Origin of the sequence: Megamonas hypermegale, assembly GCF_900187035.1 — a bacterium.
Lineage (GTDB): Bacteria > Bacillota > Negativicutes > Selenomonadales > Selenomonadaceae > Megamonas > Megamonas hypermegale.
The window spans coordinates 1,983,660-2,010,141 of record NZ_LT906446.1; the positions used below are offsets into that span (position 1 = coordinate 1,983,660).

24 protein-coding genes, 1 pseudogene and 1 riboswitch are annotated in these 26,482 nt (G+C 33.0%); of the genes and pseudogenes, 13 read left to right on the forward strand and 12 right to left on the reverse strand.

Features of this window, described 5'->3' with window-relative positions:
* Positions 1-11: 11 nt before the first annotated feature.
* The 4 genes and pseudogenes from trpCF to trpE form a co-directional block, all read right to left on the reverse strand.
* Positions 12-1,391 (reverse strand): annotated as a pseudogene (trpCF, locus tag CKV65_RS11035) (bifunctional indole-3-glycerol-phosphate synthase TrpC/phosphoribosylanthranilate isomerase TrpF); the annotation flags it as partial.
* Complete coding sequence (gene trpD / locus CKV65_RS09570) at positions 1,392-2,405, reverse strand: anthranilate phosphoribosyltransferase (RefSeq protein ID WP_027889106.1); 1,014 nt, start codon at positions 2,403-2,405, stop codon at positions 1,392-1,394.
* On the reverse strand, positions 2,398-2,982 hold the full coding sequence (locus CKV65_RS09575) for an anthranilate synthase component II (protein ID WP_027889107.1): 585 nt from the start codon (positions 2,980-2,982) through the stop codon (positions 2,398-2,400). Before CKV65_RS09575 ends, trpD begins: the two co-directional genes overlap by 8 nt.
* Positions 2,966-4,447 (reverse strand): anthranilate synthase component I, encoded by a 1,482-nt coding sequence (gene trpE / locus CKV65_RS09580; RefSeq protein WP_027889108.1) that lies wholly within the window; start codon positions 4,445-4,447, stop codon positions 2,966-2,968. Before trpE ends, CKV65_RS09575 begins: the two co-directional genes overlap by 17 nt.
* Positions 4,448-4,942: 495 nt before the next feature.
* Here trpE and CKV65_RS09585 point away from each other — a divergent pair, with 495 nt between their 5' ends.
* On the forward strand, positions 4,943-6,055 hold the full coding sequence (locus CKV65_RS09585; protein ID WP_027889109.1) for a hypothetical protein: 1,113 nt from the start codon (positions 4,943-4,945) through the stop codon (positions 6,053-6,055).
* Positions 6,056-6,094: 39 nt separating this feature from the next.
* Here the strand turns inward: CKV65_RS09585 and CKV65_RS09590 are convergent, their stop codons facing one another.
* Positions 6,095-6,586, reverse strand: coding sequence for a DUF4446 family protein (locus tag CKV65_RS09590; RefSeq protein ID WP_027889110.1), 492 nt, complete (start codon positions 6,584-6,586; stop codon positions 6,095-6,097).
* A 121-nt stretch (positions 6,587-6,707) separates the two neighbouring features.
* Positions 6,708-7,532 (reverse strand): ParB/RepB/Spo0J family partition protein, encoded by an 825-nt coding sequence (locus tag CKV65_RS09595; protein WP_027889111.1) that lies wholly within the window; start codon positions 7,530-7,532, stop codon positions 6,708-6,710.
* 164 nt (positions 7,533-7,696) lie between these two features.
* Here CKV65_RS09595 and CKV65_RS09600 point away from each other — a divergent pair, with 164 nt between their 5' ends.
* Both CKV65_RS09600 and CKV65_RS09605 read left to right on the forward strand, forming a co-directional pair.
* Complete coding sequence (locus CKV65_RS09600; RefSeq protein ID WP_027889112.1) at positions 7,697-8,392, forward strand: vitamin B12 dependent-methionine synthase activation domain-containing protein; 696 nt, start codon at positions 7,697-7,699, stop codon at positions 8,390-8,392.
* Positions 8,393-8,423: 31 nt separating this feature from the next.
* Positions 8,424-10,799: a homocysteine S-methyltransferase family protein gene (locus CKV65_RS09605; RefSeq protein WP_027889113.1), complete on the forward strand. Its 2,376-nt coding sequence runs from the start codon at positions 8,424-8,426 to the stop codon at positions 10,797-10,799.
* A gap of 64 nt (positions 10,800-10,863) precedes the next feature.
* Here CKV65_RS09605 and CKV65_RS09610 read toward each other — a convergent pair whose 3' ends face one another.
* Both CKV65_RS09610 and CKV65_RS09615 read right to left on the reverse strand, forming a co-directional pair.
* A complete protein-coding gene (locus CKV65_RS09610) occupies positions 10,864-11,829 on the reverse strand; it encodes a protein-tyrosine phosphatase family protein (RefSeq protein ID WP_051177520.1) in 966 nt (321 codons plus the stop codon).
* Between the two features lie 52 nt (positions 11,830-11,881).
* Positions 11,882-12,763 carry a LysR family transcriptional regulator gene (locus CKV65_RS09615; RefSeq protein WP_027889115.1) on the reverse strand — a complete coding sequence of 294 codons (882 nt, stop codon included), beginning with the start codon at positions 12,761-12,763 and terminating at the stop codon, positions 11,882-11,884.
* Positions 12,764-12,872: 109 nt separating this feature from the next.
* Between CKV65_RS09615 and CKV65_RS09620 the strand changes: the two genes are divergently transcribed.
* Together CKV65_RS09620 and CKV65_RS09625 are read left to right on the forward strand one after the other, a co-directional pair.
* Entirely contained in the window at positions 12,873-13,610 is a 738-nt protein-coding gene (locus tag CKV65_RS09620) for an AzlC family ABC transporter permease (RefSeq protein WP_027889116.1), read from the forward strand.
* The gene (locus CKV65_RS09625; RefSeq protein WP_027889117.1) at positions 13,600-13,911 is read left to right on the forward strand and encodes an AzlD domain-containing protein; all 312 of its coding nucleotides are present in this window, start codon (positions 13,600-13,602) and stop codon (positions 13,909-13,911) included. The genes CKV65_RS09620 and CKV65_RS09625 overlap by 11 nt, the downstream gene beginning before the upstream one ends.
* 83 nt (positions 13,912-13,994) lie before the next feature.
* Here the strand turns inward: CKV65_RS09625 and CKV65_RS09630 are convergent, their stop codons facing one another.
* A complete protein-coding gene (locus CKV65_RS09630) occupies positions 13,995-14,960 on the reverse strand; it encodes an ATP-dependent 6-phosphofructokinase (protein WP_027889118.1) in 966 nt (321 codons plus the stop codon).
* Positions 14,961-15,111: 151 nt separating this feature from the next.
* Positions 15,112-15,191: riboswitch (ZMP/ZTP riboswitch) on the forward strand.
* A gap of 37 nt (positions 15,192-15,228) precedes the next feature.
* Between CKV65_RS09630 and CKV65_RS09635 the strand changes: the two genes are divergently transcribed.
* On the forward strand, positions 15,229-16,404 hold the full coding sequence (locus tag CKV65_RS09635) for a phosphoribosylaminoimidazolecarboxamide formyltransferase (protein WP_027889119.1): 1,176 nt from the start codon (positions 15,229-15,231) through the stop codon (positions 16,402-16,404).
* Between the two features lie 51 nt (positions 16,405-16,455).
* Here the strand turns inward: CKV65_RS09635 and thiD are convergent, their stop codons facing one another.
* Positions 16,456-17,235 (reverse strand): bifunctional hydroxymethylpyrimidine kinase/phosphomethylpyrimidine kinase, encoded by a 780-nt coding sequence (gene thiD, locus CKV65_RS09640; protein ID WP_027889120.1) that lies wholly within the window; start codon positions 17,233-17,235, stop codon positions 16,456-16,458.
* A 156-nt stretch (positions 17,236-17,391) separates the two neighbouring features.
* Here thiD and CKV65_RS09645 point away from each other — a divergent pair, with 156 nt between their 5' ends.
* Positions 17,392-19,080: a phospholipid carrier-dependent glycosyltransferase gene (locus tag CKV65_RS09645; protein ID WP_231922673.1), complete on the forward strand. Its 1,689-nt coding sequence runs from the start codon at positions 17,392-17,394 to the stop codon at positions 19,078-19,080.
* 44 nt (positions 19,081-19,124) lie between these two features.
* On the opposite strand, the gene CKV65_RS09650 is transcribed toward CKV65_RS09645, so the two are convergent.
* The gene (locus CKV65_RS09650) at positions 19,125-19,937 is read right to left on the reverse strand and encodes an energy transducer TonB (protein WP_027889122.1); all 813 of its coding nucleotides are present in this window, start codon (positions 19,935-19,937) and stop codon (positions 19,125-19,127) included.
* A gap of 46 nt (positions 19,938-19,983) precedes the next feature.
* The gene (locus tag CKV65_RS09655) at positions 19,984-20,349 is read right to left on the reverse strand and encodes a DMT family transporter (protein ID WP_051177522.1); all 366 of its coding nucleotides are present in this window, start codon (positions 20,347-20,349) and stop codon (positions 19,984-19,986) included.
* 307 nt (positions 20,350-20,656) lie between these two features.
* On the opposite strand from CKV65_RS09655, the gene CKV65_RS09660 reads away from it, so the two are divergent.
* The 6 genes from CKV65_RS09660 (at position 20,657) to CKV65_RS09685 (ending at position 26,482) form a co-directional block, all read left to right on the forward strand.
* Positions 20,657-21,490, forward strand: coding sequence for a transketolase (locus CKV65_RS09660; RefSeq protein ID WP_027889124.1), 834 nt, complete (start codon positions 20,657-20,659; stop codon positions 21,488-21,490).
* The gene (locus tag CKV65_RS09665; protein WP_027889125.1) at positions 21,490-22,428 is read left to right on the forward strand and encodes a transketolase family protein; all 939 of its coding nucleotides are present in this window, start codon (positions 21,490-21,492) and stop codon (positions 22,426-22,428) included. Before CKV65_RS09660 ends, CKV65_RS09665 begins: the two co-directional genes overlap by 1 nt.
* Before the next feature lie 141 nt (positions 22,429-22,569).
* Entirely contained in the window at positions 22,570-23,328 is a 759-nt protein-coding gene (locus tag CKV65_RS09670) for an SDR family NAD(P)-dependent oxidoreductase (protein ID WP_027889126.1), read from the forward strand.
* A gap of 241 nt (positions 23,329-23,569) precedes the next feature.
* Entirely contained in the window at positions 23,570-24,856 is a 1,287-nt protein-coding gene (locus tag CKV65_RS09675; protein ID WP_027889127.1) for an ArsB/NhaD family transporter, read from the forward strand.
* A gap of 56 nt (positions 24,857-24,912) precedes the next feature.
* The gene (locus tag CKV65_RS09680) at positions 24,913-25,938 is read left to right on the forward strand and encodes a DctP family TRAP transporter solute-binding subunit (protein WP_036254160.1); all 1,026 of its coding nucleotides are present in this window, start codon (positions 24,913-24,915) and stop codon (positions 25,936-25,938) included.
* 19 nt (positions 25,939-25,957) lie between these two features.
* The gene (locus CKV65_RS09685; protein WP_051177524.1) at positions 25,958-26,482 is read left to right on the forward strand and encodes a TRAP transporter small permease; all 525 of its coding nucleotides are present in this window, start codon (positions 25,958-25,960) and stop codon (positions 26,480-26,482) included.

Sequence of the window (26,482 nt, forward strand, 5' to 3'; positions counted from 1 at the left end):
TTTCTAATCGTAGACATTAATTGTTTTATTTTCCGTTCATCTTTTAAATGATTTGTTTCAACGCCACTGCTTATGTCGACTGCATACGGTTTGCAGGTGCGAATGGCTCTAGCGATATTTTTTATATTTAATCCACCAGCTAAGATGAATTTGCGTTTTACATTTTTTAATAATTGCCAATTGAAAGTTTTGCCTGTTCCGCCGATAGTGTTTTCAGTATAAGTATCAAATAAGAGCATATCGGCTGAGCTATTTTGCCATTTTTCGATATCAGCGAGGCTTTTTACTCGTACAGCTTTCCAAACTTGAACATCAGTTTGTTGCTTTATGGTGCGTATCATCTCTTCATCTTCATTGCCATGTAATTGCACTACATCAAGCGATAATTTACTAGCGAGTTTTTCAATTATTTCAGGCTGTTCATCGACAAATACGCCGACTTTTTTTATTTGTGGATTGAGATTTTTTACAAGCTTTGTAGCCGTATCTTCTGATATATAACGATGGCTTAATTTGGTGAATATAAAGCCTATATAATCGGGCTTAACTTCATTTATTATAGAGATATCTTCAAGGCGAGTTATGCCACAGATTTTTGTTTGTACAGAAGGCATTTTTCCGTATAATTTGCTCAGTTCAGCCGTTTTATCCAAAGCACGCATGAATGTTTCTCCTATCAAGGCTGCTTGTACATGATTTTGTCTTAAAAGCTCTATATCTTCAGCTGTTTTTAAACCGCTTTCTGATACGAAAATTATATTTTCTGGTACGAGATGGCGCAATTTTAAACTATTGCGAACATCTACAGAGAAATCTTTAAGATTGCGATTGTTTACACCGATTATTCTAGCATTGACATTTAATGCCTTTTGTATTTCAGCTTCATCGTGAGCTTCCACTAGACAAGATAATCCTAAACTATCGGCGATTTGCAAAAAGTATTTTAATTTTTCTTCAGATAAGATAGCGCAGATTAATAAGATAGCAGAAGCACCTAAAATTTTAGCTTCATATATTTGATATTCATCTATGGTAAAATCCTTGCGCAATACAGGAATATTAACGTTTTTAGCTATTTCTTTTAAATATGTATCTGAACCGAGAAAATAATCAGGTTCAGTCAATACGGAAATAGCACTTGCGCCAGCTTGTTCATATTCTTTTGCTATTTCAAGATAAGGAAAATCAGGAGCGATTATACCTTTAGATGGAGAAGCTTTTTTCACTTCACAGATAAAATTTATATCTTGCTGTGATAACGCTTGTTCAAACGGAAAGTTTTTATCTATAGGTAAAGTGAGTGCTTCTCGTTTTACATCTTCAAGGGATTTTTGCTGTTTTTGCTTTATAAGACGTTTTTGAGTTGCTTGTACTAATTTATCTAAAATCATTTAGGCTACCTCATTTGAATATTTTATGAACTGTTCCATTTGCTTATAAGCTTTGCCAGAATCTATGAGATTTTGGGCTAATTTTATGCCATCAGCAATGGATAAATCAGGTTTAGCGAGGTGAAGGCTCATGCCAGCATTTAAGAGAACAGCGTTTCGTTTAGCTCCTTTTTCTCCTAATAGAATGTTTCTTGTGATTTGAGCATTGATAAATTTATCACCGCCGACAAGTTCTTCTGATTTTGCATAATCCATGCCGTAATCTTTAGGGTCTAATGTGTAAACTTCTAATTTTCCATTGTTTATTTCACAGACGAGTGTTTTATTGCAAGCGGTGATTTCATCGAGTCCATCGTATCCGAAGACTACAGCACCGCGTTTTATGCCTAAATTAGCGAGTACTTGAGCTAGTGGCTCAACGAGTTCTTCAGAATATACACCCATTAACTGCATGGTAGCTCCAGCAGGGTTGCCTAAAGGGCCTAAGATATTAAATACTGTGCGAACACCGAGTTCGCGTCTTACAGGAGCGGCGTATTTCATAGAAGCATGATAAAGTGGAGCAAACATAAAGCACATGCCTGTTTTATTTAGCATTTGTGTATTTTGGCTGGCGTTTAAATTTAAATTTGTTCCGAGAGCTTCGAGACAATCGGCAGCGCCGCATTTACTCGATACACTGCGGTTACCATGTTTTGCTACTTGTACATCAGCAGAAGCGATTACAAATCCAGCAGTTGTGGAAATATTAAAGGTATTGGCTTCATCTCCGCCAGTGCCAACGATTTCAAATACATCTTGGCTATGTTTTACTGTAGAGCATTTTTCTTGCATAGCTTGGGCAAATGCTGTTATTTCATCGATTGTTTCACCTTTTAAGCGAAGTGCTGTTAAAAAACCGCCAATCTGTGCATTGGTTGCTTTGCCTTCCATGATTTCTTGCATTGCCTGTTTAGCTGTTGAGAAATCTAAATTTTTGCCGTTTATAACATCGTAAATTGCTTCTTTAATCATTATTTCCACCGCCTATTGCTAAAAAATTTTTAATGATTATATCGCCCTGTTTAGTTAAAATGGATTCCGGGTGAAATTGTAATCCATAAACTGGATAAGTTTTATGTTCAATAGCCATGATTTCCTCATCAGCTGTTTGTGCTGTAATCTTTAAATCATTAGAAAGTGTTTCACGTGAAACAGCTAAGGAGTGATATCTTGCAGCTGAAAAATTTTTATCTAATCCCGTAAATAACGGTGTTTCGTCAATTATATTTATCGTGCTTTTCTTGCCATGCATGATTTCTTTAGCATATGTTATGGTTGCGCCAAATGTTTCTGCTATGGCTTGATGACCGAGGCAGATGCCGAGAATGGGAATTTTATCTTTGAAATAATCGATAGCAGTTTCACAAATTCCAGCGTCTTTAGGTCTGCCAGGTCCTGGAGATATGATTATATGACTTGGATTTAGTTGTTCAATTTGATTTATACTAAGTTCATCGTTGCGAATTACTTTGATATCTTGATTTATAGAACCGATGAGCTGATATAAGTTGTATGAAAAACTATCGTAATTATCAATCAGCAATATCATAATCATTTACCTCCTGAGCTTTTTTTATTGCTTCAATCATCGATTGAGCTTTATTTACCGTTTCTTGATATTCGTTTTGCGGAATGGAGTCTTTTACTACACCGCCACCAGAGCGAACAAAGACTTTTCCTTGTTTAGCCACTGCCATGCGAATGCCGATACACACGTCCATATTACCTGAAAAATCGAGATAGCCGATTGCTCCGCCGTAGATACCACGTGGACTTTTTTCGAGTTCATGTAAAATTTCAATAGCACGTATTTTTGGCGCACCGGATAATGTTCCAGCAGGGAGTGCCGCATTTATAGCATCGAGAGCATCAAATTCAGGTCGTATTTTTCCTTGTACTGTTGAAGTTATATGCATTACATGAGAAAATCTTTCTATTTTATGAAAACTAGTCACTTTAACGGAATTGAATTCGCTGATTTTGCCTAAGTCATTTCTGCCTAAATCTACAAGCATATTGTGTTCAGCTAATTCTTTATCATCGTGAATTAATATATCTTCAAAGGCTTTATCTTCAAGTTCATTTTTACCGCGTGGCATTGTGCCAGCGATAGGGAATGTCTCAAGCAAGCCATTTTGTAATTTTACGAGTGTTTCAGGTGAGGCACCTGTCAGTTCAATATCTTTGCCGCTTAAATAAAACATATACGGTGAAGGATTAGTAGTGCGAAGTACTCTATAAGCGTTTAAAAGGCTTCCAGAAAAATCTGCTTGTTTTCGATTGGAAGGAACAGCTTGGAAAATATCGCCTTCTTTGATATAAGCTTGAGTTTTACGCACGACATCTTCATATTCTTCTGGTGTGAATTCTGATTTAAATTCAGATAAGAGCTTTCCTTCAGTGATTGGAGCTTGTTGACCTTTAGCCACTAAATCAGCTAATTCATTTAGTTCGCGTATTGCTTTATTGTAATTTTTTTCTAAATCATTTGTCTTAATATTGACAATTAATATTATTTTCTTTTTATAATGGTCAAAGGCAATTACTTTATCAAATAACATTAAGTCTACATCGTTAAAAGGAATGTCTTCTACATCTTTAAAATCGAGCTTTGGTTCACTGTAGCGAATATATTCATAGGCAAAGTAACCAACTAAGCCACCAGTGAAGGTTGGTAAGAAATCGAATCTAGGACTTTTGTATTGTTGAAGAATTTTACGAATTTCTTTAGTAGGGTTATCCGTGGTAAAAGTAGATGTCATAGCTCCTTTAATAGTCATTTGATGATTTTTGCAAAATATTTCCAGTGAAGGATTAAATCCTAAGAAAGAATATCTACCCCATTTTTCATTCGTTTCTGCACTTTCAAGAAGATACGTTGTTGAACTTATGTGTTTTAAAGCTCTTAACACATTTATAGGTGTGCGTATATCGGAAAAAATTTCTTTGCAAACAGGTACTATATCATATTTATCAGATATTCTTTCTAATTCAATAAGACTAGGTTTTATCATGGTCGTTCTCCTTTTTGAAAATAAAATACCCGCCCTATGACTAAAATAATAAGTCAAGGACGGGTATAAATATCTCGCATAGCAGAAGCTATGATACTTTATAAACTCGCGGTACCACCTTGTTTGGACAATCTGTCCCTCTTTGCAGGATACTAACATATCCCTCACAGTTAACGCTTGTGTTGCGTTGCGGAATACTCAGATTAAAAATCTTTTGACCGCACCCTCAGTGGTCCATTTAATATGCTGCGTACTATAGGCTCTCAGCTCCCCTACTCTCTGTAAGTGCATTTCATATTTTTATCTCCACCTCATAGGTTTCATAAGGCAAGTATTAAATTTTCTGATTGATTTTCTCATATTATTACACATTAAAAATATATTGTCAATAGTTTTTTGTAAAGTTTACAAAAATTTTATTTAGATTGTTTGAAAAAAATTTTAGCTATGTTGTATAATTTGATATGACAAAATAAATTGATGGAGATTTTTACAATGAATGATGATAAATGGGAACAAACTATAGCAAAAAGACGACAAGCTCGTTATAGAGAAAATAAAATAGGCTGTTTTTTTATTATTATCGTTTTAATCGCTGCTTTGATTGGTGCTGGATATTATGCATATTATAATCATACGCATAGTCCAGAGTATACTTTAAAAAGGCTACAGACAGCTTTTGACGAAAGAGATGTAGAGGAAATTCATAAATATGTGGATTTAAAATCCGTCCTTTCGCCTAATTATAAAGTATTATGTGATGATATCTTCGCCCATGATACTATTTACACAGAACAAGAGCGAAATGTGTATCAGACTTTTTATGAAATAATAGAGCCGATTATCACAGATGGAACGATACAGAGTATTAACAAATACATTCAAACGGGCAATTGGCAGCGATACAATTATAATTCTATGCTTAAAGGACGTCAGCTCGGCATAGATTATGCGGAACTTATTAATCGCTCATTGTTGTTTAATATCAATTTTAAAGAAGTTAAATCAATGGAGCAAATAGACGATACGCATGTTGCTGTTGTCTTAGCTGTTATGGATAAATACACTGAAACTGATTTTGATTTAAAGGTTACTTTGACTAAAGATGAAGATAATGTTTGGAAAGTGACGGGTGTTGATAATTACCAAGAATATTTAAATACGATTTCTAAATTGTATCACGATGATATCACAAGTTATTTGTCTGCGACAAAAGCTGATTTAGATAGAAGTAATGCTCGTTTTGGTCAATTGCAAAGTGAATTTGTCATCTTAGCAGAAGGACTGAAAAACAATCCTTCAGAAAGTCAACGCGCTTTGCTTAAATCGTATATTGAAAATAAAATCATACCGGCTTATCAAGATTGGTATAATTATTTGCAAAACAATCAAATTCCACTTGGTGCGCGTCATTTGCATGAATTACGCTTAGAAAGTGCCTCTTACAGTATTCAGGCATGGAAAAAATATGCTGATGGAATTTATAAGAGTGATTACAAGGAATTAGGCGAAGCAGAACGCATTCATAATAAAGCAATGGAAACAGAACAAAAAGTAACAGATACGATAAATAATATGCCAGCATTATTTATGCCTACAGTGGATTAAAAAAAGAGCACTTTTCTTTTTTAGAAAAGTGCTCTTTTACTATTTTGCCATGGCTTCTTGTAAAACTTTGTTTTCTTCTTCGCTTAATGGATATTTTGAAATACCGTTTTCAACTGGTTTGACATAAGTACAAGATTCTTGTCGACCGAAGATAGATGAGAATATAACACCGTTGTTATTATGGTCTAACATAGCAACAGCATAACTCATATCTCCACCCATATCATGAAAAGCACTGAAACGGTATACAGCGATTTTTTGTAATGATTTTTCAAAGAGATTGCGCATAGCAGCGTAATCTTCATCAATTTTATTGTTTTTTACAACAAGTTCATTCATTTGAGCGATATTATCAGCAATAATATTTTCTAAATCTTCACCTGTAGCGCCGTTAACTAGCATTTTATAGCGTTTTTTAGTGCTACTGAGTTTTACTAATGTAACAATAGATAAAATAATCAATAATACCAGTAATATAGTCATAGCAATCAATATTATAGCTAAATTATCTTGCATAAATTGATTTAACATAAATAAAAGCTCCTTTCTATGTATATTGATAAAAAAGACTGTTTCTTCTATGAAACAGTCTATAGAAAATCAGCTTTATTATAACATTCGATATTTTTTTTGTAAAATATTTTGTTTTAGATTAAACGTTGAAATCAAAGACTTTTGAAGTATTATTTTTCTGTTTTGACAGTAATAATTCTATGATGCGGTCTAAATCATCATCACTGTAAAATTCAATCTCTATGCGAGATTTTTTCTTGCCTTGAGAGATGCTTACGTTTGTACCTAAAATCTGTTTTAATTGTTCAGCTACATCGCGTAAATAAATTTTTGTATCTTCCTGCTCAGGTTTTTCATCAAGCATGGAAGTATCGTTTTTGAGGATTTTTTTTACAAGTTCTTCTGTTTTGCGAGCAGAAAGTTCTTTTTCAATTACTAAATTAGCCACTTTTTGTTGGAGTTTTTCATCTTCAATTGATAGCAGTGGTTTAGCTTGTCCCATATTGAGTTTACCTATGGAGATTAATTCTTGAATAGGTTTAGTTAATTTTAAAAGGCGCATGAAATTTGCGATATGAGAGCGACTTTTACCAACTTTGCGGGCTACTTCATCTTGTGTCATGCTGAATTTTTCTGTTAAGGATTTATATGCGTGTGCTTCTTCAATGGCGTTTAAATTACTGCGTTGTAGATTTTCAATCAAAGCGATTTGCGCAGTTTTTTTATCATCATAATCTTTTAATATTACGGGAACTTCAGAAAGACCTGCCATTTGGGCAGCTCGCAGGCGACGTTCACCAGCAATTAATTCAAATTTATCTTGATTGTTTATACGTACTATGAGCGGTTCAATAATGCCGTATTCTTTAATAGATGTAGTTAGTTCTATCATTTCATCGGCAGAAAAATCTTGACGTGGTTGGAAGGGATTAGGTAAAATTTCATCTATTTTTAAATATTCCATGATGTGTCCTTTCTATAGTAATGATATAATACGTAACTAATATATTTTAGCGTATAAAATGGAATACAAGCAATAAAAAATAAATTTATTTTTTTGGCAGTGTAAATATGTTCACTTTTATGATACAATTTTGCATTAGATACTATTTTAAAGGAAGATTTGTCATGCCGAAATATAATACAGCATTAATGTCCATTGATGTTAATGAAACGAGAAGATATGCTGGGCTAAATAAAGCACCGGATTTTAATAAGAAGACGATAAGAGAAGCTTGTAGAGAGATTTTATATGTAGCTGAACCGCGCGGTTCATGGGAAGTATACGATTATGATGCACAAAATGGCATAGTTTTAGCACCTACTCCGTTTAAATTAGAAGGGAAAAAAGTGACGAAACATTTATGTCGTGCTAAAAAAGTAGTCATAATGTCTGTTACCATTGGCGAAGAAGTAGAACGCGAGATTTCACGCCGTTTTAAAGATGGTGAATACACTTTATCTGTGCTAATGGACGCAGCAGCGACAACAGCAGTTGAACAAGTAGCTGATGGAATAGAAAAAGCCATCGACCAGAAATTTTTAATGCAGGGCTTTGTGCGTCGTTGGCGTTTTAGTCCTGGTTATGGGGATTGGCCGATTGATTGTCAAAAGCAGATGATTGAATTAGCTAAAGCTGATGAAATAGGCGTAGGTGTTACTTCTTCATTGATGTTGACGCCACGTAAATCCATCACAGCTATTATTGGTCTTGTGCCAAAAGTAGATGATGTTGAAGTAGAAAAACAATCATGTAAATTTTGTCCGAAGGTAGATTGTAATTTTCGAACAAAAGATTTTGAGCCACAACCAAAAGAGGCTTAATTGATAAAGAGAAAGAAGGATATGTAGGCTTATGATACAGATTTTTGATGGTGCTATGGGTACTATGTTACAAAATGCAGGAATGAAAACGGGTGATTGTCCTGAGTATTTAAATATAACAAATCCGAAAATGGTGCAAGATGTACATCGTGCTTATTTTGAGGCTGGTTCTGATATTATTGAAACGAATACTTTTGGTGCTTCTCGCATTAAATTAGCAGAATATAATTTATCAGATAAGGTTGCAGAAATTAATACAGCTGCTGTTCAAAATGTAAAAATAGCAACAGCTGGCAAAGCAAAAGTAGCTGGTTCTATGGGGCCTACAGGTGGATTTATAAAACCTTTGGGAGAGTTGGATTTTGATGAAGTTTATCAAAATTATTATGAACAAGCAAAAGCTTTAGCTACTGCTGGAGCAGATTATATTTTGATTGAAACATGTATTGAAATTCAAGAAATGCGTGCAGCTTTATTGGCGGCAAAAGATGCTTGTGATTTACCTGTAATTTGCCAATTATCCTTCAGTGAAGATGGACGCACTGTAACAGGAACAGACCCTCAGTCAGCAGCTATTATTTTATCAGCAATGGGAGCTGATGTTATCGGTGCAAACTGTTCTTTAGGGCCTGAACAATTAGTGCCGATTGTCAAAGAATTAGCAGAAAATTGTAGTTGTCCTATCAGTATTCAACCAAATGCTGGTATGCCTCATCTCGTTGATGGAAAAACTGTTTTCCCTATGACGCCAGAAGATTTTGGCAAATGGGCACCTGAATTAGTAAAAGCTGGTGCTACTTTTATTGGTGGTTGTTGTGGAACTACACCAGCACATATCAAAGCGATTAAAGAAGCTTTAAAAGGTGTAGTTGAACCTGTTCGCAAAGAGCCAAGCAACGATTTAGCTTTAGCTAGTCGTTCTAAAACAGTATTTATTGGCAAAGATTTACCTACACGTTTAATCGGTGAACGCATAAATCCTACAGGACGCAAAAAATTAGCGGCAGAAATAAAAAATGGTTCGTTCATTTCTGTAAAACGTGAAGCGATTGAACAAGAACAAGCAGGTGCGCAAATTCTCGATGTAAATATGGGTGTTGCTGGAATCGACCAAGCTGAAGCAATGAAAAAAGCAGTCATGGAAATTTCTCAACTTGTAAACATTCCATTAGCTATAGATACGAGTGATGCCAAAGCATTAGAAGCAGGGCTAAAAGCATACCCAGGAAGAGCTTTGATAAACTCTGTAAGTGCTGAACCAGATAGATTAAAATATTTCATTCCTTTAGCAAAACGCTATGGTGCGGCAATTTTGTGCTTGCCTTTATCAGAAGAAGGAATTCCTAAAACAGGCAAAGAAAGATTAGCTGTAGTGCAAAAAATTATCGATGAAGCTAAAAAATATGGATTAAAAGATAATAATTTCTTGCTTGATGCTCTCGTCATGACAATAGCTACGGATAAAGATGCTTGTAATGAAGTTTTAAATACATTGCGTTTATATCGTAAATATATAGGAGCACCATCAACTATGGGACTCAGTAATATTTCCTTTGGGCTTCCAAATAGACCACTCATCAATAGTACATTTTTTGCAATGTGCTTAGCGGCTGGTTTAGATGCTCCAATCATGAATCCGTATGATGATTCTATGCAAAATGCATTATCTGCGGCAAGTGCACTCTTAGGTAAAGACCCAAGCGGTAGAGATTACAGCATAAGCCATTCAGGTCAAAATATTCCTGTAGCCAAAGCAAAAACTGTAGCTTCGACTGGCGATATTATAGAAGATATAAAAAATGCGATTATCAGTGGAGAAAAAGAAGCTATTGCTGATATGGTGGAAAAAGCTTTAAATGATGGATATAAACCAAATGAAATAACAGATAAAGCACTTAGTGCAGCGATGAATGTTGTCGGCAAGGATTTTGGTGCGAAGAAAATCTTTTTACCACAGGTAATGCTTTCAGCTGAAGCGATGAGAGAAGCATTTATTAAAATAAAAGAACGCATTCCTGCTGATAGCATGAGTGACAAAGGTAAAATTGTCATAGCGACAGTAAAAGGCGATATTCATGATTTGGGTAAAAATATCGTAGCTGCACTGTTAGAAAATAATGGCTATCGTGTCATTGACCTTGGCAAAGACGTGGATAAAGAAGATATTATCAAAGCGGCTAAAGAAAATAATGCCGATATGATAGGTCTTTGTTCACTCATGACTACTACTATCACCCAGATTGATGAAGTTATAGAAGAGCTTAAAAATAGCGATTTCAAGACAAAAGTCATGATTGGCGGTGCCGTAGTAACGAGCGAATACGCCGATAAAGTTGGTGCTGATGCATATGCTTCTGATGGTGTTGAAGCGGTAGAACTTGCTAAGAAATTAATCGTGAAAAATTAATTATTAATATATAGATAGAAAAAGAGTTATAACAAATATTTTTTACTTGTTATAACTCTTTTTTTTAATGCGTTTGTAGCCATTTAGACCAGCTTATTTTATAGTTATTATTGTGATTTTCTTTAGCATATTGATAGAATTTTTTTATCATGGTTGCTTTTTGATTGTAATAAATATCTTTCCAATTATTGGACTTATTTGTATCTACAGTATAAGCAACATAATTTCCGCCGATTAAGTATTGACGGTATAATATATCTTTTAACGGAATATCAGGATTTTTTAATATATCATACATTGCCATAAATTCAGTAGTGCGACCAGCACCAGCTTCACAATGAAAATGAAGCCAAGCATTTGGCGGTAAGTTGCGATATAAATCGATAAATTGGTCAATATATTCTGGTTTTGGCCAAATATGGTCTGTAGTAGTAATGCGAACATAATTTAAACCGTATTTATGCACTAAATCTTTTTCAGTCATAGCTGAATGTACTTTGATTTTATCAGTGGATATCACTTTATCTGAACTGATATTGCCAATTTCAATCGTTTTACCTATTTGAGCATTGAGGCGTTGGCGTTCATCTTTAATTATTTCGGATGTAGTTTTATCGATATTTCCCCAATCGTGTAATCCGTACCAACTAACAGCTGTATTATCGTTGAAAAAGCCGTGGGTTTCTTGGCGTAAATCAATGATGTAAATATCTTTATCAGTTTGTGTTTTTAAGTATTTGATGAGTGATTTAAATTGCTTAGGTGAAAACTGAGCACTACCTGAAATATCAAGCTCATAAAGACCTTTGCGCGATGGAATGTAATTGCTATCTAAATCGTATTTATCTGACATTTTTTGAAAATTTGATTTAGATGTGCGAAAATTACGCGGCATATTTGTATTATCTTCCACATCGTTTCGCCAAATATAGCCATTATAATTTGTCTCTTGAGCGTAGGCAATATTACAAAGTAATAATGTGATGAGTGCCAATAAAATAAATTTTTTAGAAAGCATAGATGATGTCATGAAATCACTCCTTTTAGTATATATGAATTTAACCTCATTATACCATGGACGATTATAAACATTGCTTATTTTTTAGAAAAAAACTTTTGATGAAATCCATAAAACGGCGCGAAGCAAGTGACATTGTATGTTCATTTTTCCAAGCAAGTGCTACAGGTCGCATGGGTTTTTCTTTTATTGGTCTAATTTGTAAGCCTTTTTCAAAACCATTTAAAACAAGGCTGTACATTGCCGATACCCCAAGTCCTTGTCTGACCATGGCTAAGATAGAATAATCATCATATACTTCATATTCAATCTGTGGTGTTTGATTTATTTTTTGAAAAGCATTCATTATGACGCTATAATCACCTTCATCAAGTAAAATAAATGGTTCACTGGCAAGTTGTTTTAGTGAAATACTTTTATATTCGATGAGTGAATGATTAGGTGGCAGTACAGCTAACAGTTCATCTTCATAGAGTATTTCTACCTTTATACCTTTTACAGCGTTGCTATTTACAAAGCCAAAGTCTACAATTTCTGTCTGCACCCATTTTTGAATGCTGGTATAATCTCCTTGTTTTAAGATGAAATTTACACCGGGATAAATTTTTTTAAATTGCTTCATTAATTGAGGTAAGATATTACGGCTCACACTGGTAAAAGTCCCAATGCGAATAATACTATTTTCTAATCCAGTTAGTTCTTTTTGTTTTTGTTTTAAAGCACATTCCGCACGGTAAATAGATTGAAGATATGGTAAAAATTCTTTTCCATCAGAAGTTAGAGTTATACCGTCTTTTTTGCGGTCAATTAAGATAACGCCTAATTCTTGCTCAAGTGATTTTATCGTTTGGCTTATTGCGCTTTGTGAATAACCGATTTGTTTAGCGACTTTTGTAAAACTTGTGAGTTCAATAACTTTGCAAAAAATACCGTAACGTGATATCATGTTTTCCTCCATTAGTATTACTTATGAAGTCATTATAAATATTCGTTTTCTTTATGTAAATAAGGTTGTTATAATAATTAATGCAAAATATGAAAAAAGGAGAGATTTCATGTATCAGAATTTGTCTGATAACAAACAAGTATTTAAAGAAGGTATGCGAGATGGTATTCCTATTGCCTTGGGATATCTAGCTGTTTCTTTTTCTTTGGGGATTGCTGCTAAAAATGCTGGATTATCTGCGTTTCAAGGTTTTTTTGCCAGTATTTTGACGAATGCTTCTGCAGGTGAATATGCAGGTTTTACAGTGATTGCTACTATGGCTACATATTTAGAAATGTTTCTTGTCATTTTGATTGCTAACTCACGTTATTTAATAATGAGTTGTGCTTTAAGTCAGCGTATGCATCCAGATACGCCGTGGTATCATCGTCTTTTAATTGGTTTTGATATTACAGATGAACTTTTTGCAATAACGATTGCACGCCCTGGATATCTTAATCCATTTTATACTTATGGAGCAATGCTTGTCACAATGCCATGTTGGTCTATTGGAACAGCACTTGGTATTATTGCAGGTAATTTACTTTCTGTAAGTTTAGTCAGCGCATTTAGCGTAGCATTATATGGTATGTTTTTAGCTGTAATAATTCCTCCAGCACATCAAAATAAAACAATTGGTTTATTTGTGCTTATAAGTTTTGTAGCAAGTTATATTGCCAATTATTTACCATATGTTTGTAATTTATCTGATGCTACACGCATAATATTACTTACTGTTATATTAGCTTCAGTTGCAGCAATTTTATTCCCAATAAAACAAGAGGAGAAGGCACATAATGAGCAATAGTGAAATTTATATTTATATACTTATAATGGCTGGCGTGAGTATGGCCATTCGTGTTTTGCCACTTACTTTAATTCAAAAACAGATAAAAAGTCGTTTTATACAATCTTTCTTGTATTATGTACCGTATATTACATTAGCTGTCATGACTTTTCCAGCGATAATAAATGCGACACAAAGTCCTTTTTCAGGAGCATTAGCATTAGTTGTAGGTATTATAACAGCATGGTTTGGAGCAAGTTTATTTCAAGTCGCTGTATCGTGTTGTTGTAGTGTATTTATTTTGGAATTATTTATTTTGTAATTTATATGAATAAAAAAGCTGTAATAAATTGAGCTAGCTCAATTTATTACAGCTTTTTATCTTTAAACGCATAATATTTGTTCTCAATAAGAGATGATTTCTGCAAGATGTTTTAAGTCTTCTGGATAAACTTTTTTATTGGTTACAGCATCACGTAAATCAACGCTTACGATTTGTCCTTTATTTAAACCAAATACAATACCATATAAACCAGATATAGCAGCAAGTGCAGCCTGTTCACCTAAAACACTAGCAAACACACGGTCATTAGCTGTTGGAGAACCACCGCGTTGTACTAAACCTAAAGTAGTTAAACGAGTAGAAACACCTGTTTTTTCTTGTAATTCTTTAGCTAAAGCTTGCATATCACCTACGCCTTCAGAAGCTAAAATTACGAGATAAGTTTTACCTTCGTCATGTAATTTTTTAGCTTTAGCAACGACTTTTTCTTGATCGTATTCATCATCTGGAACGATTACCATATTTCCGCCGCCGGCAACTGCTGTATATGTAGCGAGCCAGCCGTATTTGTTACCCATTACTTCTAAGATGAAAATACGATGATGTGCTGCTGCAGTATCTCTTATTTTATTGATAGCTTCCAAAATTGTGTTAGCTGCTGTGTCACAGCCAATAGCATAATCTGTACCCCAAATATCATTTTCAATAGTTGCAGGGATACCAATAACAGGAAAACCAGTTTCTCTAGCAAATTCTTCAGCACCACGTAAGCTACCATCACCACCGATGACGATAAGTGCATCTATATCACGTTTTTTTAGATTTTCATAAGCTGTTTGGCGTCCTTCTTTTGTGTACCAGCGTTTGCAAAAACTAGTACCAAGGAAAGTACCACCACGTTGAATTATATCAGCTACGGAAATAGAAGATAATTCTTCCATATTATCATCAACTAATCCACGATATCCATCATAGACGCCCCAAACGCGAGAACCATTGCTAAGTATTGTACGAACAACAGCTCTAATAGCGGCATTCATGCCAGGTGCATCTGTACCACTAGTCAATACAGCTATATTTTTATCCATAAATAAAACCCTCCTAAAATTTTTCCAAAACATCAATATAAATCTATAAAAAAACTCTATTTTATGATTATTTCGCTAGATGGTATACAAAATCCTTTTAAATCTTATGCTAATCTTGACAAGTAAAGCAATATAATGATAAATTTTATTTTAGAAACTGTGTAACTGACGGAAGTGGAATTAACTACATGAAGCACAGTAGATTATCAGCCGACCGTCTGGGCAAAATATATTAATTTATCAATTTACTTACAGGAGGAAATCGTAAATGAATTCTATGGAATTAAAGTACGGATGTAACCCTAATCAAAAACCAGCACGTGTGTATATGAAAGATGGACAAGATTTACCATTTACAGTTTTAAATGGCAAACCAGGATATATTAATCTTTTAGATGCTTTTAATAGCTGGCAATTGGTTCGTGAATTGCGTGAAGCTACAGGTTTACCAGCAGCAGCTTCATTTAAACATGTAAGCCCAGCAGGTGCTGCTGTTGCTGTGCCATTATCTGATACTTTAAAGAAAATGTATTTTGTTGAAGGTGTAGAACTCACACCTATGGCTACAGCTTATATTCGCGCTCGTGGTGCAGACCGTATGTCTTCTTATGGTGATTTCGCTGCACTTTCTGATGAATGCGATGCTGCTACAGCTCGTTTCTTAGCTCGTGAAGTATCCGATGGTATCATTGCTCCATCTTACAGCGCTGAAGCTTTAGAAATCTTAAAGACAAAACGCAAAGGTAATTATCTTGTAATTCAGATGAATCCTGATTACAAAGCACCAGAACTTGAAACAAAAGAAGTATTCGGTGTTACTTTTGAACAAAAACGCAACGATATTAAAATCACAGAAGAATTATTCAACAATGTACCTACTAAAAACAAAGAAATTCCAGAAGCTGCAAAACGTGATTTACTCATATCATTGATTACACTTAAATATACACAATCAAATTCCGTATGTTATGCAAAAGATGGACAGGCTATCGGTATTGGTGCAGGTCAACAATCTCGTGTACATTGTACTCGTCTTGCTGGTAATAAAGCAGATATTTGGCATTTACGTCAAGCACCACAAGTATTGAACTTACCATTTAAACCAGATGTTCGCCGTCCAGACCGCGATAATGCAATTGATGTATATATCTCCGATGAATATATGGATTTACTCGGTGGCGATGATTGGAAACGCGTATTCACAGAAAAACCACCAGTATTTACTAAAGAAGAAAAAGAAGCTTGGCTTGCTAAAGTAAAAGGCGTATCTCTCGGTTCTGATGCGTTCTTCCCATTTGGCGATAATATCGAACGTGCTCATAAATCCGGTGTAGAATTTGTTGCACAAAGTGGCGGTTCTATTCGTGATGATAATGTTATTGAAACTTGTGATAAATACAATATGGCAATGGCATTTGTTGGAATTCGTTTATTCCATCATTAATATTAAAATAAAAGGTTGAGGCTTTAAGCTTCAACCTTTTTTCGTTATAAATTATAAATTGTACATATGATTTAAAGGCCCACTGCCTTTACCTAAATTTAAATTGGCTTTTAAAGCTCCTGTGATGTAATCTTTGGCATTTTGAATGCTTGTTACAAGGTCATGTCCAGCGGCAAGATTAGAAGCAATAGCAGAAGAAAGTGTGCAGCCCGTTCCATGTGTATTAGGATTATCTATGCGTTCTCCTTTAAACCAATGAATAGAACCATTGTCCCAAAGTAAATCATCAGCACAATCTTCTAAATGACCGCCTTTAATTAAAATAGCTGTAGGAATTTTTTTGAAAATAGTTTCAGCGGCTTTAATGCAATCTTCCTTAGTCTTTATAGGAAAATTACATAAAACTTCTGCCTCAGCTAAGTTTGGAGTTATGACTGTAGCGAGTGGTAATAATTTTTCAATCAAAGTATTAGCAGCATCTTCTTCCATCAAACGACTGCCAGCAGTAGAAACCATTACTGGGTCAGCTACTATATTTTTAGCTTTGTATTCAATTAATTTATTAGCAATTGTTTTTATGATATCTTTATTAGCTACCATACCAATTTTTACAGCATCAGGATTAATATCTTTAAAGATACAATCAAGTTGTAGTCCCATAAATTTTGCATCTGTTTCTAAAATACCATAAACGCCCGTAGTATTTTGTGCAGTTAAAGCGGTGATGGCACTCATAGCATACATTTTATGTGCTGTTATAGTTTTTATATCAGCTTGAATACCAGCCCCACCACTACAATCTGAACCAGCAATTGTTAAAACTTTTTTCATAATATTACCTCACTTATATATAATTCTTCCTATTGTTAATTAATTGATAAGCAAGTTCATTTTATAATATTTTTATTTTACCTGCAAAATTTTTCAGCTTCTTTTCAGAAATATTCAGTAGTATTTTTTTAGAATAAGACAGGAGGATTAATAGATGTGGGTAAAAATATAAATATCATATTAAATAAAAAAGATATAGTAGATAAATTTACTATATCCAAATCTACAATATATATTATTTTTGCCATCTTATGTGTATTATATATTTGGCACTTAGGATATTATCCATTATTCAATCCAGATGAAGGTAGATATGCAGAAATTCCACGTGAAATGTTATTTAGTGGCAATTTTATTACGCCACATTTAAATGGTGTGGAATATTTTGAAAAGCCAGCTTTGCAATATTGGATTACGGCAATATCTATGCTTATTTTTGGTGAAAATGAATTTGCAGTGAGATTATTTCCAGCGTTATGTGCTTTAGGTGGTGTTTTTTGTACATATTATTTAGGTACAAAAATGTTTAATCGTAAAACAGGTCTATTAGCTAGCATTATTTTAGCAACATCATTTTTATATTTGATAATTGGTTCTTTAAATATTTTAGATATGCCTGTATCTCTTTTTATAACGCTGTGTATGGTATCGTTTTATCAATTTAGTGTTACACAAAAATCTAAGTTTTTATATATTTTTTATGCATCTATGGCATTTGGGGTATTAACAAAAGGGCTTGTTGCTATCGTTTTTGCAATAGCGATTGCAGTGATATATGCTATATGCACTAAACAATTTAAATTGATATGGAAACTTTTTTCACCTATTGGTATTAGTATTTTTTTAATAATTTGCGTACCTTGGTTTTATCTTGTTTGTAGGGATAATCCAGATTTCTTTTATTTCTTTTTCATTCATGAACATTTTTTGCGCTATACAACTACTACGCATCATCGATATGCTCCAGCATACTTTTTTATACCATGTATAATTTTAGGTATTTTCCCATGGACGGGCTTTTTATTTGCTTCAGTATCGTTAAGAAAAATATGGGCTAGATTAAAAAATAGTTTTAGATATAATCAATATATTTACTTAATTATTTGGTTTAGTATAGTATTTATTTTTTATTCATTATCTGATTCTAAGTTAGTACCGTATATCATACCGTGTTTTCCACCTTTAGCCATATTGATTGCTAGTAGATTGGCTAATTTAGATAAAGATAATATCAATTTAAAAATACCTTTAATAATAAATGCAGTTATAGCTTTTTGTATTGTTTTGGCTTTGACAATTACAGTAGTAAAAAGTGATTTTATAACTGTTCGAGAATTTATGTTATTTGGCAGTCCTTTAATCTGTGTAGTGCTTATTTCAAATATTATTAGTTTAGTTTTGTGGTTTAGGTATAAAAATGCTTATCAAATTATTGTAATAACTATTATTTCAGCAATATTATTTAGCTTTTCTGTACAACCGATAATGACAGAAGTAGCAGAACATCGTAGTGGAAAAGATGTTGCTCAAGTGGTTAATTTATGGAAAAATCCAGATACACTTATTATTTGTTATCAGGATTATTTACAAGATTTACCATTTTATACGAAATCACGAATTGCACTTTACGATTATTATGGTGAATTGGAATTTGGTTCAAAACATGAAAGTGGTCAAAATTGGTTTTTTAATAAAACAGATTTACTAAAAGCTTGGCAAAATAATGAGAATGTTATTTTAGTAGTGCCTCAAAAGAGAAAAGAAGATTGTTTGGAAACATTGAATATCGATTTAGATAAAGTTGAGTATAAAGATTTTGAACGATATATTGTAATTAAGCGATAAAAAATAGCTTTTTGCAGTGATAATTTCTGCAAAAAGCTATTTTTTTATGGTTGTTCATCATTTTCAGATGTATCATGTGTAAATTTAAATTTTTGTTGATAAGGCATTCTGACGATATTGCCTTTTTTATCGCGTGGCGGAATGATTTCAAATTTTTGTAATGCTTCTAAAGCGGCAACATTTAAATCTTCCGCTACTTCTGGACTTAAATCTGGGTCAGAATCTTCACTTGAATATTTAAAATCAGCTTGAATAATTTTTCCATTATCATCCATGATATATTCCACAATGACGAAGATTTCTTCACTTTCTGGAATGAGATTGTGGTCATATACTGGTTCAGCTGATTTTTTTATAGTAGGATTATACGATTTTAAATTTTCAGGGTTATCTACATCTAATTGAATTTGTTTGATGAAATCATATTGAGATTCGTCGATTTTTCCTAAACGAATATTGAGGTCGCTTAATTTGCGATATTTAGGCTTTTTTTCTTTGGGTGAAGTGGCAGGAGTAGGAGAAGCGATATTTTGTTTTACTTCTTCTTTAGGAGTTTCTTTTTCTTCTTCTAATTGCTCTATTTTAGGTGCAACTTCGATATTTTCCTGTGTAACGGTTATATCTGATTGCGATGATATTTGTTGTTCAGAGCTAGTTATATCATCTGTGGTCGTTTCTTTTGGTAGTTGTATATCTACATAAGTGATATCATCTTGAGTAATATTATCTTTTTGAGCAGACATACTATTTAAAGAATTAGTCATATTGCTCATAACATAGCCACCTACAGCGAAAAATCCTACATGTGCAATTAAAGAGATTATTAGACCTATTTTTAGATAATTTTTTGTCTGCATATAAAATCCTTCTTAATATTTGAGCTTTTACTATTGTATCACATAATTAAGAACGATATAACAAAAATACACCAATGCAAATAATAGCTATTCCACCAATTTTTTGTAAAGTCATTGATTCGCCAAAATAAAAATAACCTACAAAAGCAGCGATGATATAGCCGATGCTTAAAAATGGATAAGCATAGCTAACTTCTACGCGGGATAATACCATTAACCATACAATAAAACTGATTACATAAAATAATAAACCAGTCCATACATATAAATTTGTGCTTACTTTTAATATCATCGTTAAGATAGCATTTATATCAACCTGAATAGTACCAATTTGAGACATGCCCTTTTTTAAAACAAGTTGTGCGGCAGCATTTAGTAATACACCGGTTAATATTAGTAGTAAGTTTGTCAAATTAATTCACCTCATGAAAAATAAATTATATTGTTATTGTAAATTATTTTAACAATATAATATGAAAATAAAATATAAACATATTATAATCTCTATAATTATTAATATCCACTAGATAGTTTGTTTATGATAAATGTATATATTATAAATGAAATATATACAAATATATTTATTTTTAAAATTGTTTAAAAAATTTATAAAAACATATTTACAAATAATTTTTTATGTGCTATATTAAAGCCATAGGTTATGGGATATGTGATATACCATAGATGGTATGTGATATTGAAAACGAGAAGGTGTAGTTATGAAAAATACGTCTATTAGTGAATTAAAACAAATTGCTATCGAACTTAGAAAATCGGCTGTTACTATGATTTATGAAGCGCAATCCGGTCATCCAGGTGGAGCTTTATCGGCAGCAGATATTGTAACTGCTTTATATTTTAAAGAAATGAATATTGATCCGAAAAATCCAAAATGGGAAGACCGAGACCGCTTTGTTTTATCAAAAGGTCATGTTTGCCCAATACTTTATGCAGTATTAGGTAAATTAGGATATTTTCCTGAAGAATACCTCCATAAGTTAAGACAAGAAGGCTCTATTTTGCAAGGACATCCTGATATGAAAAAATGCCCAGGTATTGATATCTCCACCGGCTCTTTAGGACAAGGTTTATCTTGTGCTGTAGGTATGGCTATAGCGGGCAAACGTGACCATAAAGATTATCGAGTATTTGCTATGGTCGGTGATGGTGAATGCGATGAAGGTCAAATTTGGGAAGCAGTAATGACTGGTTATAAATATAATTTAGATAATTTAGTTGTATTCGTAGATAATAATAGACTTCAGTTGGACGGAACTTGTGAAGAAGTAATGCCAAATATTGATTTAGGAAAACGCTTTGAAGCATTTGGTTATGAAGTATTTTACATTGATGGTCATAACATGGAAGAAATTGTAGCTACACTTGATAAAATTAGAGCTTCTCATAATGGACTTCCAAAAGCTGTTATTGCCAATACTATTAAAGGTAGAGGCGTTTCCTTCATGGAAAATCAAGTTGGTTGGCATGGTGTTGCTCCTAATGATGAACAATATAAACAAGCAATGGAAGAACTCGAAGGAGGTTTAAAATAATGGATACTACAAAAAAAATCGCTACACGTAATGGCTTCGGTGAAGAAATTGTTGAACTTGGAAAAAATAACGATAAAATTTATGTTATTGATAATGATATAGGTAAATCCTGCAAAACAAGTGCTTTTATGAAAGCATTACCACAGCAATATATAAATGTAGGTATTGCTGAACAAAATGGTGCAGGTGTGGCAGCAGGTCTTGCTACTTGTGGCAAAATTCCATTTGTTGTAACTTATGCAGTTTTTGGTTCGTTACGTATGTGTGAACAAATTCGTCAAGAAGTTTGTTATCCTAATTTAAACGTAAAATTTGCTTGTTCACATGGCGGTGTTACTCCAGCAAATGATGGAGCAAGCCATCAAGCAATTGAAGATATGGGTGTTCTTCGTACTATTCCAAATATGACTGTAATTATGCCAGCAGATTATTACGCTGCTAAAAAATTGGTAAAAGCAGCTGCTGAAATGTATGGTCCTGTATTTTTAAGATTTACGCGTGATAACATCCCTGTTATTTATGATGAAAATACTGAATTTGAAATTGGTAAAGCTGTAAAACTTTCTGACGGTAAAGATGTAGCAATCATTGCTAATGGTGATACAGTTCGTTTAGCTATCGAAGCAAAAGAAACTTTGGAAAAAGAAGGAATTTCTGTTCGTCTTCTTGATATGCATACAATTAAACCACTTGATAAAGAAGCAGTTATCTCTTGTATAAATGATATTGGTAAAATTATTACAGTAGAAGACCATAATATTATTAATGGTTTAGGTAGTGCGGTTTGTGAAGTGGCAGCAGAAATGGGTAAAGGTAAAGTTTACCGTATTGGTATTCAAGACCAATTTGGTCAGTCTGCTCCATATGAAAGATTACTTGCCATGAATGGTATCACTGTAGAAAATATTATCGAACAAGCGAAAGCTATTCAAAAATAAAAGTAGTTAATCTACCCCAGTAGTGTAATATTTTGTATTTATATGGATACGAATTTTAATGATATAAAATATTACACTACTTACAAATTAATTAATTTTTGAAATGAATTTTCATATAAAATAGAGAAGGAGTCTTTAATTATGTTAGATTTTACAAATCAGGTTGTCATCGTAACAGGTAGTGGTTCTCCAAAAGGTATCGGTCGTACTATTGCAAAAACTTTTGCTAATCAAGGAGCAAAGCTAGTTATTCTTGATATTAATGAAGCTGGTGTAAATGAAACAGTTGATATTATTAAACAAAGTGGTCATGAAGCTATTGGTATTAAGACAGATATTACATCTAAAGAATCTGTTGATGCAATGGTACAGACTGTTTTAGATACATTTGGACGTATTGATGTATTGGTAAACAATGCAGGTATTTCTCAAAAAGTAACAGTAGAAGATATGACTTTAGATGATATGAAACGTATTTTTAACGTAAATATGTTTGGCTTATTCTTATGTTCTCAAGCTGTATTAAAACCTATGAAAGCTCAAAAATATGGCCGTATCATTAGCTTATCTTCTGTTTCTGGTAAGCGTGGTGGTGGTATTTTTGGAGGTGCTCATTATTCTGCATCTAAAGCAGCTGTATTAGGTTTCTCTAAAAATCTTGCCCGTGAAGTAGCTATAGATGGTATTACTGTAAACTGTGTATGTCCAGGTCTTATTAATACTGAAATATGGAAGTCTTTACCAAAAGAACAAGCTGATAAAATTATTTCTGATATTCCGGTTGGTCGTCCAGGTGAAACTCAAGAAATTGCAAATACAATTTGTTTCTTAGGTTCAAAAGAAGCATCTTATATTACTGGTGAAGATGTAGATATTAATGGTGGCTCTCATATGGATTAAATAACAGGCTATCCTTGCTATTTTCTTTAATAATATACCCCCATCTTTAAAAACAGCAGGATATAAACTATCCTGCTGTTTTTATGTAAATTATAATTTGTATAAATAATGAACGTGATTAAATTGTCTGTAATTACTAAATATTATTTAAAAATTATACATATAAAAGTTTAATTTTTATTAAGGTAATATATGATTAATTAGTATTTCAAAAAGATATTTATAAATAAGAGGTGATTAAATGAATTCAGCAGCGATAACTGCTCTTAGTATATTTATAGTAGTGTATATTTTTATAGTATCGGAAAAAATACATCGTACGGTAATTGCTTTAGTTGGAGCAATGCTTATGATTCTTTGTGGTATTTTAACACAAGAAATGGCTATACATCATATTGACTTTAATACAATAGGGCTGTTAATAGGTATGATGATTGTTGTAAGTATTACAGGTACAACAGGATTATTTAATTATTTAGCAATATGGGCAGCTAAAAAAGTAAAAGCTAAACCATTAAGGTTATTAGTTGCGTTATCTTTATTAACAGGGGTGTGTTCAGCTTTTTTAGATAATGTTACAACTGTATTGTTGACTGTTCCTTTAACATTTAGTATTACAAAAAAATTAAATATACCAGTAAAACCTTTTTTAATAGCACAAATTCTTTCATCTAATATTGGTGGGACATCTACACTTATAGGAGACCCACCGAATATCATGATTGGTAGTGCTGTACCTGAAATGGATTTTATGGCATTTATAAGTAATTTAGGTATAGTATGTATAGTTATTTTTGCAGTGACTATGGCTATTTTACTTTTATTATATCGTAAACAATTAGTTACGGTGCCTCAGTTACAAGCAAAAGTCATGGCTATGAATGAATATGATGAAATAAAAGATAGTGCATTATTGAAAAAATGTTTGTTCGTTTTATTTTTGATAATTGTTACTTTTGTATTACATTCACAATTACATTTGGAGTCTGCAACAGTAGCTTTATCAGGAGCAGCAATTTTAATGCTTATAAGTATTTCAGGAAATGAAAGAAAAATATCCAAGGTATTAAGTGAAGTTGAATGGTTGGCAATATTCTTTTTTGCAGGTTTATTTATTTTAGTAGGGGGTTTAGTAGAAACTGGTGTTATAAAAATGATGGCAGAACAATTATTAGAATTAACATCAGGAGATTTAACAAAGACGACAATGTTGATTTTATGGCTAAGTGCTATAGCTTCAGCATTTATTGATAATATTCCTTTTGTTGCAACTTTGATACCTATGATAAAGGATATGGGAACGATGGGGATGAGCAACTTAGAACCATTATGGTGGGCACTGTCTTTAGGTGCTTGTCTAGGGGGTAATGGAACTATTATTGGAGCAAGTGCAAATGTTGTAGTAGCGAGTATGGCAGCTATGTATGGCGAAAAACTTTCTTTTGGCGGATATTTTATAGTAGCTTTTCCTATAATGATAATATCAATTGTTATAAGTACAATATATTTACTTTTGTTTTATTTATAAAATGAAAATTTATTATAGTAGCTATGTTATTAAATTATATACGGGGGATAATTGCTATGAAAAAATTATCATTTATATTAATAGTTTTTTTATGTGCTTTTTTTACAGGGTGTTCATCAGATAGTGACAAATCTGTTAATAATAATAATAACAGTGAATATCAAAAAATTGAATTAGTAATGGCAGTCAATGGTACGGATACTCAGATTGATACTAAAGTTGCTAATAAATTTTCTGAACTTGTAAGTGAAGCATCTGGCGGTAATGTTACTGTATCAGTATATCCAAATGACCAATTGGCAAGCGGTAATGCTACAAAGGGTATTGAAATGTTAGCAGTAGGTTCGGTGGATTTAGCAGCATACGCTACTAGTGTCATGGCGGCTTTGGATGAAAAAATTGGTATAGCGACAATACCGTATACTTTTGATAATTATCAAGAAGCAAGACAGATTATTGATACAACAGGTGGAGAATTTTATAAAGAACGCTTAGCAGAAAAAGGAATTACTTATTTAGGTTCATTTCATAATGGTTTTAGACAAATTTCAAATAGTAAACATGAAGTGCGTACACCAGAAGATGTACAAGGTTTAAAAATTCGTGTTCCAGGTGGAGAAGTTTATATGGATTTTTTCCGTACATTAGGTGCTGACCCAATAGCTATGAGTTGGAGTGAAGTATTCACAGCTATTCAACAAGGTACTATTGATGGACAAGAAAATGGTGTTAGTATTACAAAATCTTCCAAGATGAATGAAGTACAAAAATATATAACACTGTGGAATTATTCATATGAAAATGATTTGTTTATAGCTAATTCTAAAATATGGAATTCACTTGAACCTAAAACACAAGAATTATTGAGAGAAAAAGCAAGAGAAGCTTGTGAGTGGGGCCGCGATCAAGTAGAGCAAGAAGAAGATGTAATAATTCAAGAATTTAGAGATGATGAAATTATAGTTACAGAACTTTCTCCAACAGAATTAAATGCATTTAAAGAAGCTGTTGAACCAGTTAGAGAAAAATTTATTCAACAGTATGGTGCAGATAATTATGCTGCGTTTTGTTTAAATCCGTGATAAGGAGAGGAGTTTTATAATGTCTACATTCGATAAAATATTTGGCAAGATTGAAGAGATTATTGCTGGTATATGTTTAATTGTAATGTCAGTATTAGCATTTGCTAATGTTTGTGCACGTTATTTCTTCCATGCGTCATTTTCTTTTTCAGATGAGATAACGACATATCTATTTGTTTTATTAAGTCTTATGGGGGCAGCTATAGCGGCTAAACGTCATGAACATTTAGGATTTACTGTTATTGAAGATTTAGTTTCTCCAAAAATAAAACGAGTTTTAAATTTTATAAGTTACTTAATGGCAGTAGTTTTTTCGGCATTGATTTTTTACTATGGAATTTTAATGGTAATTAGTCAATATAATTTGGAACAAAAAACAGCTAATATGCAGTGGCCAGAATGGATTTTTGGTTCTTTTGTTCCAATTGGAGCGTTTTTTGTACTTGTAAGATTTTTACAGATACTCATTCATATTATTAAAGGTAAAAATCGCAAAGAAGAACGTAAAGCTTTAGAACAACAACGTCAGGAGGAGATGATGTAA

What these genes read in the sequence shown, in the direction of transcription:
- CKV65_RS09665 (WP_027889125.1), top strand. Translation starts at nt 21,490, where the DNA reads ATGGATACTACAAAAAAAATCGCTACACGTAATGGCTTCGGTGAAGAA.
- CKV65_RS09670 (WP_027889126.1), top strand. Translation starts at nt 22,570, where the DNA reads ATGTTAGATTTTACAAATCAGGTTGTCATCGTAACAGGTAGTGGTTCT.
- CKV65_RS09600 (WP_027889112.1), top strand. Translation starts at nt 7,697, where the DNA reads ATGCCGAAATATAATACAGCATTAATGTCCATTGATGTTAATGAAACG.
- CKV65_RS09590 (WP_027889110.1), bottom strand. Translation starts at nt 6,586, where the DNA reads ATGTTAAATCAATTTATGCAAGATAATTTAGCTATAATATTGATTGCT.
- thiD (WP_027889120.1), bottom strand. Translation starts at nt 17,235, where the DNA reads ATGAAAAAAGTTTTAACAATTGCTGGTTCAGATTGTAGTGGTGGGGCT.
- CKV65_RS09630 (WP_027889118.1), bottom strand. Translation starts at nt 14,960, where the DNA reads ATGGATAAAAATATAGCTGTATTGACTAGTGGTACAGATGCACCTGGC.
- CKV65_RS09605 (WP_027889113.1), top strand. Translation starts at nt 8,424, where the DNA reads ATGATACAGATTTTTGATGGTGCTATGGGTACTATGTTACAAAATGCA.
- CKV65_RS09625 (WP_027889117.1), top strand. Translation starts at nt 13,600, where the DNA reads ATGAGCAATAGTGAAATTTATATTTATATACTTATAATGGCTGGCGTG.
- trpE (WP_027889108.1), bottom strand. Translation starts at nt 4,447, where the DNA reads ATGATAAAACCTAGTCTTATTGAATTAGAAAGAATATCTGATAAATAT.
- CKV65_RS09660 (WP_027889124.1), top strand. Translation starts at nt 20,657, where the DNA reads ATGAAAAATACGTCTATTAGTGAATTAAAACAAATTGCTATCGAACTT.
- trpD (WP_027889106.1), bottom strand. Translation starts at nt 2,405, where the DNA reads ATGATTAAAGAAGCAATTTACGATGTTATAAACGGCAAAAATTTAGAT.
- CKV65_RS09620 (WP_027889116.1), top strand. Translation starts at nt 12,873, where the DNA reads ATGTATCAGAATTTGTCTGATAACAAACAAGTATTTAAAGAAGGTATG.
- CKV65_RS09595 (WP_027889111.1), bottom strand. Translation starts at nt 7,532, where the DNA reads ATGGAATATTTAAAAATAGATGAAATTTTACCTAATCCCTTCCAACCA.
- CKV65_RS09585 (WP_027889109.1), top strand. Translation starts at nt 4,943, where the DNA reads ATGAATGATGATAAATGGGAACAAACTATAGCAAAAAGACGACAAGCT.
- CKV65_RS09575 (WP_027889107.1), bottom strand. Translation starts at nt 2,982, where the DNA reads ATGATATTGCTGATTGATAATTACGATAGTTTTTCATACAACTTATAT.
- CKV65_RS09675 (WP_027889127.1), top strand. Translation starts at nt 23,570, where the DNA reads ATGAATTCAGCAGCGATAACTGCTCTTAGTATATTTATAGTAGTGTAT.
- CKV65_RS09610 (WP_051177520.1), bottom strand. Translation starts at nt 11,829, where the DNA reads ATGACATCATCTATGCTTTCTAAAAAATTTATTTTATTGGCACTCATC.
- CKV65_RS09635 (WP_027889119.1), top strand. Translation starts at nt 15,229, where the DNA reads ATGAATTCTATGGAATTAAAGTACGGATGTAACCCTAATCAAAAACCA.
- CKV65_RS09615 (WP_027889115.1), bottom strand. Translation starts at nt 12,763, where the DNA reads ATGATATCACGTTACGGTATTTTTTGCAAAGTTATTGAACTCACAAGT.
- CKV65_RS09685 (WP_051177524.1), top strand. Translation starts at nt 25,958, where the DNA reads ATGTCTACATTCGATAAAATATTTGGCAAGATTGAAGAGATTATTGCT.
- CKV65_RS09680 (WP_036254160.1), top strand. Translation starts at nt 24,913, where the DNA reads ATGAAAAAATTATCATTTATATTAATAGTTTTTTTATGTGCTTTTTTT.
- CKV65_RS09650 (WP_027889122.1), bottom strand. Translation starts at nt 19,937, where the DNA reads ATGCAGACAAAAAATTATCTAAAAATAGGTCTAATAATCTCTTTAATT.